The organism is Flagellimonas marinaquae (assembly GCF_023716465.1).
Classification (GTDB): domain Bacteria; phylum Bacteroidota; class Bacteroidia; order Flavobacteriales; family Flavobacteriaceae; genus Flagellimonas; species Flagellimonas alginolytica.
The window spans coordinates 1,506,011-1,521,833 of sequence record NZ_CP092415.1 but is presented as its reverse complement, the minus strand read 5'-3'; the positions used below and the strand labels follow the sequence as shown (position 1 = coordinate 1,521,833).

The following is a 15,823-nucleotide window of genomic DNA, read 5'->3' as shown; positions in this document are numbered from 1 at the left end:
TATGAGTTGACAGATACCCAATATGGGTTGTTGGCTACCAAATTTTATTGTAAAATACCATTGTATTTACTGTTGTTGGCCAATAGTTCTTTGGCAGTTAAAATGGCATCGTCGTGGTTTAAATAATATTTATAGAGACCGTTGCGATAAAAGTATCGGGTGATGATCTCGTCTTCCAGGTTTTTCTGAATTTCTTTTTTATAGCTGTCCAACGCGGTGATCTTGCCCCGGTTTACGGCCAATAAGAGGTCTTTGTATTTTTCCTGTACATCTTGCCCTAAAAGCGAATCGTCGGCGTTGATAGACTCTTCTAAAAGCTTTTCCGTTTTTGTCTGAAAAGTAAAGTTCTGTTCTTTTACATAGGATTTGAAAGCCATATAATCACTTTCCGAAAATGAGAAATCGCTAACATCATCGAAATTATGTTCGTAGAAATAGTTCGTTGCAAAATCAAAAATAATATTGTTCGCCTCCAGAGCATCGATAAGGGAATTGGTTTTTAACGATTCAATGGTTACATCGGGCATAACACCGCCACCGTCCCAAACTTTTCGGCCGTTTTTTGTGGTGAACTCATTAAACTTGGTGTTTCGAACTGCATTTCCTTCAGCATCCCGGTTCCAATAATCCAAAGACTGGATACATCTTCCGGAAGGGGTATAATACCTGGATATGGTAACCTTTAACTGTGTTCCATAGGTGAGTTTTAGCGGACGTTGAACCAAACCTTTCCCAAAGCTTCTGGCCCCCAAGATTACGGCACGGTCCAAATCCTGCAAACCGCCCGAGACTATTTCACTGGCGGAGGCACTTTTTCCGTTTATAAGAACAACTAAAGGAATATCTACATCTTCCGGCTTGTTCTTGGTCCTATATTCTTGGTTGAACTTTTTTACTTTTGATTTTGTGGTAACGATCAATTCTCCTTTGGGCACAAACAAGTTCGTAACGTTTATGGCTTCGGAGAGCAATCCCCCCGGGTTTCCCCTTAAATCCAAAACCAAACGCTCGGCGCCTCGACCTTTAAGGTCCTGCAGGGCCAATTGTGTCTGTTTGGATGCCTTTCTATTAAAACGGGCAAGTACAATATAACCGGTTTTTTCATCGATCATATCATAAAAAGGAACGGCATCGACCTCAACACCTTCCCGGGTAATGGAAGTGGTTTTGGTTTCTCCCTGTCTCACAAAAGTTACCTCTACCGTGGAATTGTTCGCTCCTTTTAATAGTTCTCCCGCATTGTCGTCGAAATCGGCAACCAATGTTTCACCTATTTTAATAATTTCGTCACCGGCCTTTAAACCGGCTTTGTCGGCCGCATATCCTTCATAAGGTTCCACAACCACCAATTTACTTTCGTACGAGCGCACGAGCGCACCTATGCCGGAATATTCTCCAGAATTATTGATTTTGTAGGATTCAACATCCTGCTCATTTAAAAATTGGGTGTAGGGATCAAGTTCGCCCAGCATGTTTTTTATGGCCGAGTCCATCAATTCTGCCGGATTGGTCTCGTCCACATAGTTCATGTTGAGTTCTTTGAACAATGTGGTGAATATTTCTATCTGCTTTGCAATCTCAAAAAAGTCGCTCTTAAAACTGCTGGCCCCAACAAAAATTGCCACAGCCAAAACGGGAACAAACACCTGCTTTTTAATCAATCTTTTCATGGAACTCTTTATTTAAAAATGACTCCAACAACTTTTTCATGGCTAGATCTACCTCTTTAAAGTTTGGGGTCTTCTTGCCAAGGTATAAAAATATGAACGCAAAGTTTCCCTCAATGTTGTTAAAAATGATGGGCTTGTTGAGCCGATAGGCTTCTCGCAACAAGCGTTTTATCCGATTGCGCTGCACAGCGGTCTTAAACTTTTTTTTAGGGGCGACCACGGCAACCTTTATGGGAACCTCGCCATTGGGAGCAGTCTTAACGTAAATTAGTTGTAATGGGAATTCACGCAGGGCCTTCCCCTCTGTAAAAAGAGTTTCGAACACTTTTTTATTGGTAAGCTTTTCTTTTTTTGGGAAAGAGAAATCCATTGAAGATCTTTTGTTTAAATTCTTTTGGGTCCCTGTAGTGGTTGGATGGGTGTTTTTTTCTAACATTGTTCGGACAGCTCCATTATTAAAGACAAATTACTCAAATAAGTCCGATATAGAACAAGAAAGGGCGACACAATTGGCCGCCCTTAAAATTTGTGTTTACTAAATTGAGACTATTCCTCTACTTGGTATACATTGTTTTCTCCATCGACATCTGCCATTAACTGTGATGGGTCGATCATTATGGCCTGTACCTTTTCCAGTGGCATTTCCACAGTAAATTCGTAGGTAGGGTATGCCCAAGGCCAATCTTCCAAAACGGTGCGCTTTAGGTTGGGATAAGGATTTTCCTTTTCTCCATACATCATTCGAATTGGAACATAAAAGGTTTCCTGTGTTCCGTCCGTGTTTACCACCAAAATATCCAGTGGCATGGCCATTTCGCCAATACGTTCCATGGTTATCTTGGTTTTTTCGCCATCCGCCTCGACACTTTTAATGCCGTAGTCGATGGTGTTGGTTGTTTGTGTCCAATCGGTCAAATACCAACCAAGCTCCATTCCAGATACCTTTTCGGCAGTCCTTTTAATATCGTTGGGAACAGGATGTTTGAACTTGAAATCATCGAAATACTTTTTTATGGTCTCCATTAATTTATCCTGACCGATTATGTAACCTAACTGGGACAAGAAAATAGAACCTTTGCTATAGGCAGAAATGCCATAGGCAAAATTGGTGGTGTACCGATCGGCGTGAGTAGCTTGGGGCATTTCCAAACCAGAGTTTACCAAGGCATAATACCCTCGGTACGATCCTTCGAATGGATTTTGCTTGTTCTGTTCCATAATTTGGTTCATGCACAGACTACTAATGAAAGATGTAAACCCTTCATCCATCCATTCGTGTTTGGATTCGTTGGTGGCCAGTACGTGCTGGAACCAAGAGTGTGCCATTTCGTGGACCATAACACCGACCAAACTTCCAAATTCACGTTCACCGGTGATCAAGGTACTCATGGCATATTCCATACCCCCATCTCCACCTTGCACAACAGAATATTGATCGTATGGGTATTTTCCTATGTTGTTACTGAAAAAAGTCATGGCTTCTGCCGTTTTGGGCTGAAGGTTTTTCCAGTTTTCTTGGAGTTCGGGCTTGTCCTTGTAAAAGAAATGGAGCGTGGGCCCATTTTCCATCTGGTATACATCGTGAATATAATCAGGGTCCGCTCCCCACATAAAATCGTGTACCATAGGGGCTTTAAAATGCCAAGTTAGCGTTTTTCCTTTGGTTTTTACCTTTGTGCCCGGGGTTTCGTAACCATGCCCTATTTCATTCGGATTTTGGAGATATCCGGTACCTCCAATCGTGTATTCTTTGTCCAATGTGATTTTTACATCATAATCGCCCCATACACCGTGGAACTCGCGAGCTATATATGGGTTTGCGTGCCATCCTTCAAAATCGTATTCAGAAAGTTTTGGGTACCATTGGCTCATGGAAAGGGCAACACCTTCCTTGCTGTTTCTTCCAGAACGTCTGATTTGTAACGGCACTTGGCCATCAAAAGTCATTTCTAACGTAGTTTTGCCCCCAGAAGGAATCGGTTTGGCCAAATCCACCACTAGAATGGTCCCTTCTTCGGTAAAATCAACGGGCTGCCCATCTTGGGTTAATGTTTTGGCGTGCAAATACCCTATTTCGTCTTCAGAAAGCGAAGCAATTCTGCTTTTGTCGCCCTCCATCATTCTTTTGTCCGGATCTTTAATGTTTTGGAGCCTAATGTCCATTTCACTGCCCGGTTGAAAGGCATTGAAAAATAAGTGATAGTAAACGCGACTCAATTCATCTGGTGAGTTGTTGGTGTAGACCAATTTCTGGGTGCCAGTGTATCGATAGGTCTTTACGTCCATTTGCACATCCATGGTGTAGTCCACATGCTGTTGCCAGCTACTTGAATTTTGTGCACTTAGGAAGAAACTAGCTCCTAAAAAGGCTGAAAAAAGGAATGATTTTAAACGCTTCATATGTTATTTGGAATTGCTTTCTAGGGTCATTTTACCGTTTGAAATGTTATTTGCTAAAATTAAGGCATTATAGGCATTTGCCATTTTGCCGGACTTGGAAATTTTATCAAAAGACATGGCTTTGCTCTCATCGCCGGCCACAATAACGGAAGTTTTTGTTTGTAGACCCGATTGCATGATGATGCTCTTTACTTGTGCCGCGGTAAGATCTGGATGAAAAGAACGGATCAGCGCTGCAATGCCCGCAACAGCCGGAGCGGCCATTGAGGTCCCCCCTTGAAATTCGTAAGTATTGTTGGGCATGGTGGAATAAATTTTTGCTCCTGGAGCAAAAATGTCCACGTTTTGACTTCCATAGTTGGAAAATGATGCCACCATTTCCGACCCATAGCTGCTCGTTAGGGCACCTACAGTAATTAAGTTGTCCACAAACTCCATATTTTCAAACTTGTGATCGTTCGGGAAGTTTTTGTTTTCTGGCAGTTGTAGGTCCAAGCCATCGTTGCCGGCGGCATGTACGATCAAAACATCTTTGGACTCTGCGTATTTTATGGCGTCGTAGACCCACTCGGCCTTTGGCGAGAAAGATTTTCCGAAACTACAGTTGATAATGGACGCCCCATTGTCCACGGCATATCGTATGCCCATTGCAATATCTTTATCATACTCATCCCCGTTGGGTACGGCTCTGATACTCATAATTTCGACATTCTTTGCAACACCGTTTATTCCGATACCATTGTCCCTTTGGGCAGCTATAATTCCCGCCACATGCGTTCCATGGCTCTCGGTTTCCACCATATTATTTGGGTTGCCATTTCCGTATACAATATCTGTGATGTCGTATGGGTCGTCCCCTACGGGAGTTCGGCCATTAAAATCTTTGTTAAGGTTGTAGTTTACTTGTTCCGTAAAGTAGGTAATACCTTCCTCCAGTTCAGACAATACTTTTTCAATACTGTCGCCGTAGGTGAACATTTGTGTTAAAACAGCAATGGTTTGTTCCATTTGAGGGGTCTTTGCCTCAATCGATAGTAAATCTTCTTTGGTGTAGGAGTCCTTGCCCAATTCCTTTTTTACAACTTCATCGGCTCCTTTTACCACTTGGAAAATTTGCTCGTACTGTTGCTTGTTCTGCAATGCTTCGGGATATTCTTTATCCAATTTTAACCTTGCGGCAGCCCTATCGGAGGCATCGCCTATGTTTAAACGGAGCATTCTAACATATTCCAGTTGTTCGTTGTACGACTTGCCCAAAAAGTTATAGCCGTGCACATCGTCCACGTATCCGTTACCGTCATCATCTTTACCATTATTGGGAATTTCGCCCTTGTTCGTCCAAAGCACGGGCTTAAGGTCTTCGTGATCTAGGTCCATTCCAGAATCGAGAACGGCAACTACAACTGTTTTTCCCTTTCTGTTTTTAATGATTTCTCTGTAGGCCTTGTCCACACTCATTCCGGGAATGGTATCCGCGATAAGGTCCAAGTGACCCCAATTTTTTTTCTCCGCATCTGTAAGTTCGGAAACTTTTAAAGGTACGGCATCGATATTTTCAACAGGGGTCGATACCAATGTGGTGGAACCACATCCCATAAAAAAAAGAGATGCGCCCAAGGCAAAGAACGATAGTTTGCGATATGTATATTTCATAGAATTATTTTATTATGTGAGTGAGGATTTATTGTGTGTTGAACAATTCGTTGTAAGAGAAAAGCTGGTCCAAACGGGCTCCCTTTTCGGTTCTTTTCAGGGAACAGATCTGGTTATGGGCATCGTGTTCGAACAGTAATAGCCAATCATTGTCTACGGCTTTTTCCAAAAATGAAGCCTTTTCCTGTAGTGTTAACAATGGCCGTGTATCGTAGCCCATTACATAGGGTAGGGGTATATGTCCCACCGTAGGAATCAAGTCAGCCGCAAAAACCATGGTCTTTCCTTTATAATTTAAATGTGGCAGCATTTGTTTGTCCGTATGTCCATCTACAAAATGGATTCCAAATCCAAGCTCGGATTCTTGCAAAAAGGAACTTTCTTTTCGATCAATAAAATGGAGTTGACCACTTTCCTGCATAGGGATTAGATTTTCTTTTAAAAAGGAGGCCTTTTCCCTTGCATTGGGTTTTGTGGCCCACTCCCAGTGGTCTTTATTGGTCCAAAAGCGTGCATTTTTAAAAGCTGGCTCGTATCCTGTTCGATCCTTGTTCCATTGAATGCTTCCACCACAATGGTCAAAATGTAGGTGGGTCAAGAAAACATCGGTTACATTATCACGATGAAATCCGACATTTTTTAAGGATTTGTCCAAGGAATGATCGCCCCAGAGATAATAGTAACCAAAAAACTTTTCTGACTGCTTGTTGCCCAGGCCATTGTCGATCAAAATAAGACGTTCACCGTCTTCAATCAAAAGACAGCGAGCTGCAAGGTCGATCATGTTATTGGCATCGGCAGGATTTGTTTTATTCCATATGGATTTGGGCACTACACCGAACATAGCACCGCCGTCCAATTTAAAATTTCCTGTTTCTATGGGATAAATTGTCATGTAGAAAATAAAATGGTCTGCAAAATAAGAAAAGCCCCACCCAATTGCCGAAAAAATAAAGATTTATTAGCCGTATTTTAACAAAAAAGGGTTCATGGTAATACATTCGCTCCTTGAATCTGCTCAAATCGACATCGGCATTTGACCCGATTTCGATTGTGGCGATTAGAGCGGAACGATAATCTAAAAGAAAAACATTAAATTTCCGCAAAACTTGCACCATGGTCGAACTTGCGGGAATTATAATTCTTGGCATTATTGCACAATGGGTAGCTTGGCGCTTTAAACTGCCTGCGATTCTACCCCTTATTTTAATAGGTTTGTTGGTTGGCCCCATTGCCACCCTGTACACTGAAGACGGATCTAAACTTATAGAACCTATTTGGAACGGCAATAAAGGCCTATTCCCGGGGGAGGGACTCTACTATTTTGTTTCTTTGGCCATTAGTGTAATCCTATTCGAGGGAGGACTTACTCTTAAAAGGGCAGAGATATCAAATGTTGGTCCGGTAATCACAAAATTGATAACCATTGGAACCATTGTGACTTTCTTTGGAGCTGGTGTGGCCGCACATTATATTTTCGGGTTATCGTGGCAAATTTCCTTTTTGTTCTCCGGTTTGATCATTGTTACGGGACCAACTGTGATCACACCAATTCTACGGAACATCCCCCTTAAAAAAGATGTGTCGGCCGTTCTAAAATGGGAAGGAATTTTGATAGACCCTATAGGCGCGCTCGTTGCTGTATTGGTTTTTGAGTTTATAAGTGTTGGGGAAGGACAGGCATTTACCCAAACGGCTTTGATTGAGTTCGGCAAGATTATTTTGTTCGGAACCACATTCGGGTTTACGTTTGCCCATGCACTTGCCTTTGCCATAAAAAGAAATTTTATACCCCATTATTTGTTGAACGTGGTTTCTTTATCAACAGTATTGTTGGTTTACGTAGAGTCCGACCTGTTTGCACACGAGTCGGGACTATTGGCCGTTGTGGTAATGGGAATGGTTATGGGGAACATGAACCTCCCCAATTTAAAGGAACTGCTCTATTTTAAGGAATCTCTTAGTGTTCTGCTGATCTCTATCTTATTTATTTTGTTGGCGGCCAACATCAATATGAGCGATTTGGAACTGATCTATACCTGGAACACGGTAGCTCTATTTGCCGTAATTGTATTTATAATACGGCCTTTGGGTGTATTTTTAAGTTCGCAGGGATCCAATTTAAAATTTAACGAGAAGCTATTTATCGGCTGGGTGGGGCCAAGAGGTATCGTTGCTGCTGGTATTGCCTCTCTTTTTGGTTCTAAACTGATGCAAAGGGGGGAGCCCGGTGCAGAATACATTACCCCATTGGTGTTTATGATTGTTTTGGGCACCGTTTTGTTGAACGCTACCACCGCAAGGTTTTTTGCAAAACTTGTGGGCGTCTTCTTGAAAAAATCTGAAGGCATTCTGATTATCGGCGCATCCAAGCTCTCCAGGCTAATAGGGAATTACCTTAGAAAGAACAATAGGCATGTTGTTCTGATCGATAACAACCAGAACAATGTGGAAAAAGCCAAAAAGCTTGGTATGGAAGCGATTACGGCCAACATTTTTTCTGATTCGCTAACCGACAATATCGAGTTGAACGACATGGGCTATCTCATGGCGTTGACCGGCAACTCGGACATTAACAAATTTGCGATTAATAAGTTTCAGAAACAGTTTGGGGAGAACGGCGCTTTCCGTTTGGTGAACACAGAGGAAGTCAACGATCCGGAGAACAACCCAAAAGAAGGACTGTTTTCCCACACCGATGATTTTATTCAATTGATGGATACCGTTCGGAAACATCCTACCATCCATGAAATTGACCTTAAGAACAAGGAACATTACGATAGCTTGATCGACATCACCAAAAAGATGAGGGATATAGTTCCGCTGTTCACCAAATCACCTAGTGGTAGTATTGATATAATACCTGCCAACAGTAAGGATTTCTCCCCTAAAGGAGAAGGCTATAAATTGGTTTACCTTGGTAAAATATTGGAAGCCGATGTGGATAATGGGGCGGAAGAATAGCTTAAAAACCTTTAACTTTCCCAGTTAATCATTCAACTTTAGAACGGCCATAAAAGCTTGTTGTGGGATTTCCACATTACCTACTTGGCGCATTCGTTTTTTACCTTTTTTCTGCTTTTCCAATAGCTTACGCTTACGGGAAATGTCCCCACCGTAACATTTTGCGGTAACGTCTTTACGCAATGCTTTAATGGTCTCCCTGGAAATGATCTTGGAACCAATGGCCGCCTGTATCGGGATGTCGAATTGCTGTCTTGGAATCAACTCTTTCAGTTTTTCGCACATCTTTTTACCAATATGGTAGGCGTTGTCAAAGTGAACCAAAGCGGAAAGCGCATCTACGGGTTGGGCGTTCAACAAAATATCTACCCTTACCAGTTTTGATTGGCGCATTCCGATCGGGGAATAATCAAAAGAGGCATAGCCTTTGGATACAGTTTTTAAACGGTCGTAAAAATCAAATACGATTTCTGCCAAGGGCATATCAAAAATCAACTCTACACGTTCGGTGGTCAAATAGGTTTGGTTAACGATTTGCCCGCGTTTCTCGATACAGAGCGACATTACGTTGCCCACAAAATCAGCTTTTGTGATAATGGTCGCTTTAATGTACGGTTCTTCTACCCGATCTATGGTCGAAGGGTCGGGCAGGTCGGAAGGGTTGTTTACGATAATTGGTTTTTCATCACCTTTGGTGGTGTATGCATGGTAGCTCACGTTGGGCACCGTGGTTATTACCGTCATATCGAACTCACGTTCCAAACGTTCCTGTATAATTTCCATGTGCAACATGCCCAGGAACCCACATCGGAAACCAAAGCCCAATGCGGCACTGCTCTCCGGGGTAAATACCAAAGAGGCGTCGTTCAACTGTAGTTTTTCCATGGAAGAACGCAAATCTTCAAAATCTTCGGTGTCAACAGGGTAAATACCGGCAAAAACCATAGGTTTTACATCCTCAAACCCTCCAATCGGGTTTTTGGTGGGATGTGCAGAATCCGTAATGGTATCACCCACTTTAACTTCTCGGGCATCTTTGATGCCGGTGATCAAATAGCCCACATCTCCTGTGGAAATTTTCTTTTTTGGCACCTGGGTCAATTTTAAGGTTCCGATTTCATCGGCCTCATAAGACTTTCCGGTGGCGACAAATTTAATTTTCTGTCCTTTGGTAATTTCTCCGTTTACGACCCTAAAATAAGTTTCCACCCCTCTGAACGGGTTATAAACAGAATCAAAAACAAGAGCTTGAAGCGACTCATTGGGGTTGCCTTTTGGGGCAGGAACACGTTCTATTATTGCTGTTAATATGTCTTGGATACCGAGGCCTGTTTTTGCACTTGCAGGAATTACATCTTCTGGGGAGCACCCTAAAAGATCCACAATATCATCGGTAACCTCTTCAGGATTGGCGCTTGGTAAATCAACTTTGTTGAGTACGGGAATTATTTCCAGATCATTTTCCAGCGCAAGATAGAGGTTGGAAATGGTCTGTGCCTGAATGCTCTGCGCGGCATCTACCACTAAAAGTGCACCCTCACATGCGGCAATGGATCGGGAGACTTCGTAGGAGAAATCCACGTGCCCGGGAGTATCGATCAGGTTAAGCACATATTTTTCTCCGTTGTGCACGTACTCCATTTGGATGGCGTGGCTTTTTATGGTTATGCCACGTTCGCGTTCCAAATCCATATTGTCCAATAACTGGTCTTGTTTTTCGCGTTCGGTGACCGAACCGGTAAAGTCCAACAAACGGTCTGCCAAGGTACTTTTACCATGGTCTATGTGCGCAATGATGCAAAAATTCCTGATCTTCTCCATATCAACTATAACATACCCAAAAATGGGATATAATCAACTGCAAATATAGTTGTTTTATATACCTGTAAATGCATTTTTACAAATAAGAAAAATCGACTCCTATATTCCTCAAAAATAATTTCTTAGATTTGAGGTTCAACCCAAACCTCGAATGAAGAACCTGACCATTGCCATTTTATGGGTACTCTTTGCTATATGCTGTACTTACGGACAAACCTATAAGGTTACAGGCAAGGTTGTGGACGAGCAAAACCAGATTGTTCCATATGCCAATATTTTATTGCTTCGAGCGATCGACTCCACTTTTGTTCAAGGGACTTCTGCCAACGACGAAGGTTTTTTTGAACTTGTTGAGGTTGCACCCGATCTTTATCTTTTACAGGCAAGCTATGTAGGGAGGGGCTCGGAACCCAGGGCTTTGGATATTACCACCGATGTTTCCCTAGGGGCATTGATCATTCCCTTATCGGACAACGAACTGGAGGAAGTGGTAGTCACCGCTCAAAGGCCAAAGCTACAACGATTGCCGGACAGACTTGTCTTTTCGGTGGAAAACACAGTGGTCTCCCAGGGCACATCTTGGGATATTCTAAAAAATACGCCCGGAGTCATCGTAAATCAAGATCAATTGTTGATTCGTGGACAGAACGCAACAGTTTACTTGAACGACAGGAAGGTTCAGTTATCTGGACAGGAGGTACAAGATTTGCTACAGGGCTTGTCGGGAACAAATATTAAATCGGTAGAGGTTATTGCCAATCCTCCGGCAAGTTACGATGCCGAGGGCGGCCCAATTTTGAACATTGTAACGAGTAAAAACATTGTGCCGGGATATAAGGGCAGTGTAAACGGAACCTTCACTCAAGCCGTTTTTCCCAAGTTTAGCATAGGTACAAGCCATTATTACAAAACGGATAAGCTTAATTTGTTTGCCAATTACACCATCAACCCCCAAAAGGAAATCAACAAAACGAACAAGGGCATCAATTTTATAGATAGTAGTGATGCCGTTTTCTCTGTTTGGGATACTGACTATGATCAAACCAATAGATCGCAATCGCAAAATGCGAGTTTTATCCTGGATTATACTTTCGATGCTCAAAACAGCCTGAATGTAACCTCCAATTTACTGTTTAACCTAGATCAAGAGCAGGAAACTATTCTAAACACCGATATGGGAAATGCACAGGCACAATTAGATTCCACCTTTGCCACGAGAAACGGCTCTAATTTGGACAATACCAACTTGGCCTTTGATCTTACCTATGTGCATAAATTAAAGAAGGAGGGCGCGCAGATTAGAGCAAATGGACATTATACGTACTTCAATGGAGAAATGTTTCAACGACTGTCCACCAGTTATTTTGATGCCAACGGTTCCTTTTTAAGGGATTTTGGATTTGATACCGATTCCGATCAAGAGATAAAGATTTTTACCGGACAACTGGACTATTCTACACCTATTGGCAGTATGTCTTTTGAATCCGGGGCCAAGCTATCTTCGATTACTTCGGAGAACACTATGGACTTTTTCAATTTCAATGGATCGAGCAACACCGTGGACGCATCCAAATCCGACAGATATATTTATGATGAAGATGTTTACGCGGCTTATATGAGCTTAGTAAAAAACTGGGAGAAATGGTCCATGAAACTTGGTGTTCGTGGGGAGCTTACCAAGGCCAAAGGGAATTCGATTACCTTGGACGAAACCAACACCCAAGACTTTTTTGAACCCTTTCCATCGGTTTATTTGCTGTATTCGCCATCTGACAAACATAGCTTTGCGTTTGATTATGGAAGAAATATAAACCGGCCCAAGTACAACGATCTGAACCCTTTTCGATTTTTTTACAACGAGAATGATTTTGAAGAAGGAAATCCAAGCTTGAGACCGAGCTTCAGCAACAACTTCAATTTTAATTACACCCTGAACAGTGAGTTTTTCTTCGACGTGTACTATCGTGACAATGGCAGTAATATTGCCTATTTGGTGTTTCAGGATAACCAAAACCAAACCTTGGTAGAATTCAAACAGAATGTTTTGGACAGTAAGTCCTACGGGCTGGACTTTACCTTGAGCAAATCCATTGCCCCAGCTTGGTTTATGTATGCTTATACGTCCCTTTTTCACGAAGAAGAGACCTTTTTGGCCGAAGAAAGTGGCAATGTTCCGTACACAAACGAAGTTAATGGCGTTTATGCCTATTTGGGGAATTATTTAACCCTTTCCAAAGATGGTACCTTTACGGGAGAGATAGCGGGCACCTATGTTTCCAAGTTTCTTTTTGGATCATATGTGTCGGATGAACAATTCAATCTTACCATAGGCTTAAGAAAGACCCTCTTTGATAATAAAGTTACAGTATCGCTTGCCGCTGAGGATATTTTGGAACAATATGTTCCCACTTACCGCTCTAAGTATTTGAATCAGGACAACTTTTACCGAAGACGGCCTGAGACTCAATTTATCCGCTTTGGATTTACCTATAATTTCGGAAACTTTAGGTTGGAGGATAACGAACGCGGCATCGATAAAAAAGAGCGCGATCGACTGCAATCACCGAACTAGCTTTTTGGTTTTAAGCTATTTTGTACTTTTGCAGTCCAAAAAACAGTAGGATTTGCCAAAAATTGGAAACATAGAACTACCTGATTTTCCGCTTCTTTTAGCTCCGATGGAAGATGTGAGCGACCCTCCTTTCCGCAAACTTTGCAAGGAACAGGGCGCCGATGTGGTCTATACCGAGTTTATTTCTTCGGAAGGGTTGATTCGGGATGCCGCAAAAAGCGTGATTAAACTGGACATTTACGAAAAAGAACGCCCTGTGGGCATCCAGATTTTTGGCGCCGAATTGGATTCTATGCTCCAAGCTGTGGATATTGTGGAAGCATCCAACCCGGATATCATTGACATCAATTTTGGCTGCCCGGTAAAAAAGGTAGTGTGTAAAAATGCAGGTGCCGGAATTTTACGCGATATTCCCTTAATGGTGAAACTTACCGAAGAAATTGTGAAAAGGACCCATTTGCCCGTAACGGTAAAAACCCGATTGGGATGGGACAACAGCTCCATCAAAATTGTTGAGGTGGCCGAGCGTTTGCAAGATGTTGGTATTAAAGCAATCTCTATCCATGGGCGTACCCGTGTACAGATGTACAAGGGCGAGGCCGACTGGAAACCCATTGCACAGGTAAAGAACAACCAAAGGATGCATATTCCCGTATTTGGCAATGGCGATGTGGACACGCCCGAAGCTGCCGTAAAAATGCGCGACGAGTTTGGGTTGGACGGAGCCATGATAGGTAGGGCAAGTATTGGTTACCCTTGGTTTTTTAAGGAAGTAAAACATTTTTTCGAAACAGGAGAGCATTTAGCCCCCCCAACAATGCAGGAAAGGGTCGATTCCGCGCGCAGGCATTTGCAAATGGCTATTGATTGGAAGGGCGAAAAACTGGGCGTTTTTGAAACACGAAGACATTATACCAACTATTTTAAAGGGATTCCACACTTTAAGGAATACCGGATGAAGATGGTAACCAGTGACGATGCCGCAGATGTTTTTGCCGCTTTTGACGAGGTTCAGGAAAAATTTGGGGATTACCAGTTCGCTTAAGCGGAAATCAATTTTTCGTTGATTCGGCTACTCGCAATTTTTGAAGAAATAAAGCCCAGAACCACAATGGTTCCGACCACGATCAATACGTTGAGGGCATTAAATTCCACCGGATAGGCCAAAGAGGGCGTAATTTTAAGCCAACCAAAAACCAATTGTGAAACAATCAACAAGGAACCGATCAGTACACCGATCAGCCCGCCAAAAGAGGTGACCAATAAGCCTTGGATAAAATAGATTCGACGCAATTCTTTAATGGTTGTGCCCAAGCTATATAGTGTTTTGGAGTTCTGTTGTTTGTCCAAAATCATCATAATAATGGCCCCAACTACATTAAACAGAGCAATAATCAGTACTAGGGTAAAAATCAAATAAGTTGCTAAATTTTCGGTGTTGAGCATCCGATATAAAGAGGTGTTCTGCTCCCTGCGCGTTAAAACCGAAACCTTATCCCCCAAAATCCCAACAATGGAATTCCTGACATCTTCTGCCGAGGCATTCTCCATCAATTTAAAATTGATGCCAGATATATCCGTACTATCTTTTTGTAATAATTCCTGTACTACGGGAAGATGTGCAAAAACGTATTTTTTGTCCAATGTTTCCTCCACAGCAAAAACACCGCTCACCACCAAGGCAATATCATCATAAGGTTTGGGATTAATAAACCCTTGTTGGGAAAAGGAGCCTTCGCCAGGTTTTGGGACCAAAACCTCCATGGCCGAACGATTATTGATAGGCACACCCAGTAAGTTATAGATTCCGATGCCAATAACACCATTGAATAAATCCGAGCCCCAATTACCAAAAATTAAAGTGCTGTCCACACCGGTAACATTGCGATAATTTTGATCCACCCCCTTAATGTAGGCAATGGTACTTTTTTCTTTATAGGTAAGGTAAGCCCGTTCTTCCAGTTCTTTGGAAAAGCTGGCCAAACCTTCAATATGGCTCAGGGCAGATTCTTCGTCCGCAGAAATTGAAAAATGCTTTCCAATAGAGGGAGAAGCTTTGAGGTCGGGATCAAATGTGTTGGAAAAAGAAAGACTGAACGTTTTTAGACCGGCAAAAGCGGAAAGAACGATAAAAAGGGCCGCGGAACCGATCACAATCACCAAAAAAGTAATAAAATTGATGATATTTACCGCATTTTGACTGCTTTTGGACCGTAAGTAACGTTTTGCGATATAAAGCGGAAAGTTCAAAATCAGGATTTCTTACGTTTATCGAGCAAGTCTCTGTTCTCTATTGGGTTTTCTTCCCCTTTTAAGGATTTTTCGATTCCTTCAATATACTCCAAGGAATCGTCCAGATAAAAATTGAGTTCTGGTACACGTCTAAGTTGGTGCTTTGTTCGCTGAGCAAGTTCGTGGCGAATGGCCACTTGGCTCTCTTTGATGCCCTCCAATAATTCTTTGGCACCCTTGTTCGGAAAAATACTTACATAAGCTTTGGCCAATGATAAGTCCACAGTAACGTAAACCTTGGATACAGAGATCAAAGTTCCCTTAAGGCCACCATCGGTAGCGGCACGTTGTAAAATATCGGCCAGGTCTTTTTGAATGATTCCTGCTATCTTTTTTTGTCGTTGTGTTTCCTCCATGGTACAAAAATAAGCGAATTAATGACTAACCTCACTTTATGAACCGATTACAGTGCTTAATTTTGAAAAAAGGCAGAAAATTAAGGCAAATTACA

Annotated in this window: 11 protein-coding genes; 3 read left to right on the top strand and 8 right to left on the bottom strand. The window is 42.3% G+C overall.

What is annotated here, in order from left to right; all coding sequences use genetic code 11:
* Positions 1–44 precede the first annotated feature (44 nt).
* From MJO53_RS06875 to MJO53_RS06855, 5 genes are all read right to left on the bottom strand, one after another.
* On the bottom strand, positions 45–1,670 hold the full coding sequence (locus MJO53_RS06875; protein WP_252080987.1) for a S41 family peptidase: 1,626 nt from the start codon (positions 1,668–1,670) through the stop codon (positions 45–47).
* Positions 1,654–2,040: a ribonuclease P protein component gene (rnpA, locus tag MJO53_RS06870; RefSeq protein WP_224835994.1), complete on the bottom strand. Its 387-nt coding sequence runs from the start codon at positions 2,038–2,040 to the stop codon at positions 1,654–1,656. The genes MJO53_RS06875 and rnpA overlap by 17 nt, the downstream gene beginning before the upstream one ends.
* 176 nt (positions 2,041–2,216) lie before the next feature.
* The gene (locus tag MJO53_RS06865; protein ID WP_252080986.1) at positions 2,217–4,070 is read right to left on the bottom strand and encodes a M1 family metallopeptidase; all 1,854 of its coding nucleotides are present in this window, start codon (positions 4,068–4,070) and stop codon (positions 2,217–2,219) included.
* A gap of 3 nt (positions 4,071–4,073) precedes the next feature.
* On the bottom strand, positions 4,074–5,723 hold the full coding sequence (locus MJO53_RS06860; RefSeq protein ID WP_252080985.1) for a S8 family peptidase: 1,650 nt from the start codon (positions 5,721–5,723) through the stop codon (positions 4,074–4,076).
* A 28-nt stretch (positions 5,724–5,751) separates the two neighbouring features.
* The gene (locus MJO53_RS06855; protein WP_252080984.1) at positions 5,752–6,618 is read right to left on the bottom strand and encodes an MBL fold metallo-hydrolase; all 867 of its coding nucleotides are present in this window, start codon (positions 6,616–6,618) and stop codon (positions 5,752–5,754) included.
* Positions 6,619–6,839: 221 nt separating this feature from the next.
* Here MJO53_RS06855 and MJO53_RS06850 point away from each other — a divergent pair, with 221 nt between their 5' ends.
* Positions 6,840–8,687 carry a cation:proton antiporter gene (locus MJO53_RS06850; protein WP_224835998.1) on the top strand — a complete coding sequence of 616 codons (1,848 nt, stop codon included), beginning with the start codon at positions 6,840–6,842 and terminating at the stop codon, positions 8,685–8,687.
* Positions 8,688–8,711: 24 nt separating this feature from the next.
* Here the strand turns inward: MJO53_RS06850 and lepA are convergent, their stop codons facing one another.
* Entirely contained in the window at positions 8,712–10,508 is a 1,797-nt protein-coding gene (lepA, locus tag MJO53_RS06845; RefSeq protein ID WP_224836001.1) for a translation elongation factor 4, read from the bottom strand.
* 151 nt (positions 10,509–10,659) lie between these two features.
* Between lepA and MJO53_RS06840 the strand changes: the two genes are divergently transcribed.
* A complete protein-coding gene (locus tag MJO53_RS06840; protein WP_252080983.1) occupies positions 10,660–13,080 on the top strand; it encodes an outer membrane beta-barrel family protein in 2,421 nt (806 codons plus the stop codon).
* A 52-nt stretch (positions 13,081–13,132) separates the two neighbouring features.
* On the top strand, positions 13,133–14,125 hold the full coding sequence (gene dusB / locus MJO53_RS06835) for a tRNA dihydrouridine synthase DusB (RefSeq protein ID WP_252080982.1): 993 nt from the start codon (positions 13,133–13,135) through the stop codon (positions 14,123–14,125).
* Here the strand turns inward: dusB and MJO53_RS06830 are convergent.
* Together MJO53_RS06830 and rbfA are read right to left on the bottom strand one after the other, a co-directional pair.
* A complete protein-coding gene (locus MJO53_RS06830; protein WP_252080981.1) occupies positions 14,122–15,330 on the bottom strand; it encodes an ABC transporter permease in 1,209 nt (402 codons plus the stop codon). The genes dusB and MJO53_RS06830 overlap by 4 nt on opposite strands.
* Before the next feature lie 2 nt (positions 15,331–15,332).
* Positions 15,333–15,728 carry a 30S ribosome-binding factor RbfA gene (gene rbfA / locus MJO53_RS06825; protein WP_252080980.1) on the bottom strand — a complete coding sequence of 132 codons (396 nt, stop codon included), beginning with the start codon at positions 15,726–15,728 and terminating at the stop codon, positions 15,333–15,335.
* Positions 15,729–15,823: the final 95 nt, after the last annotated feature.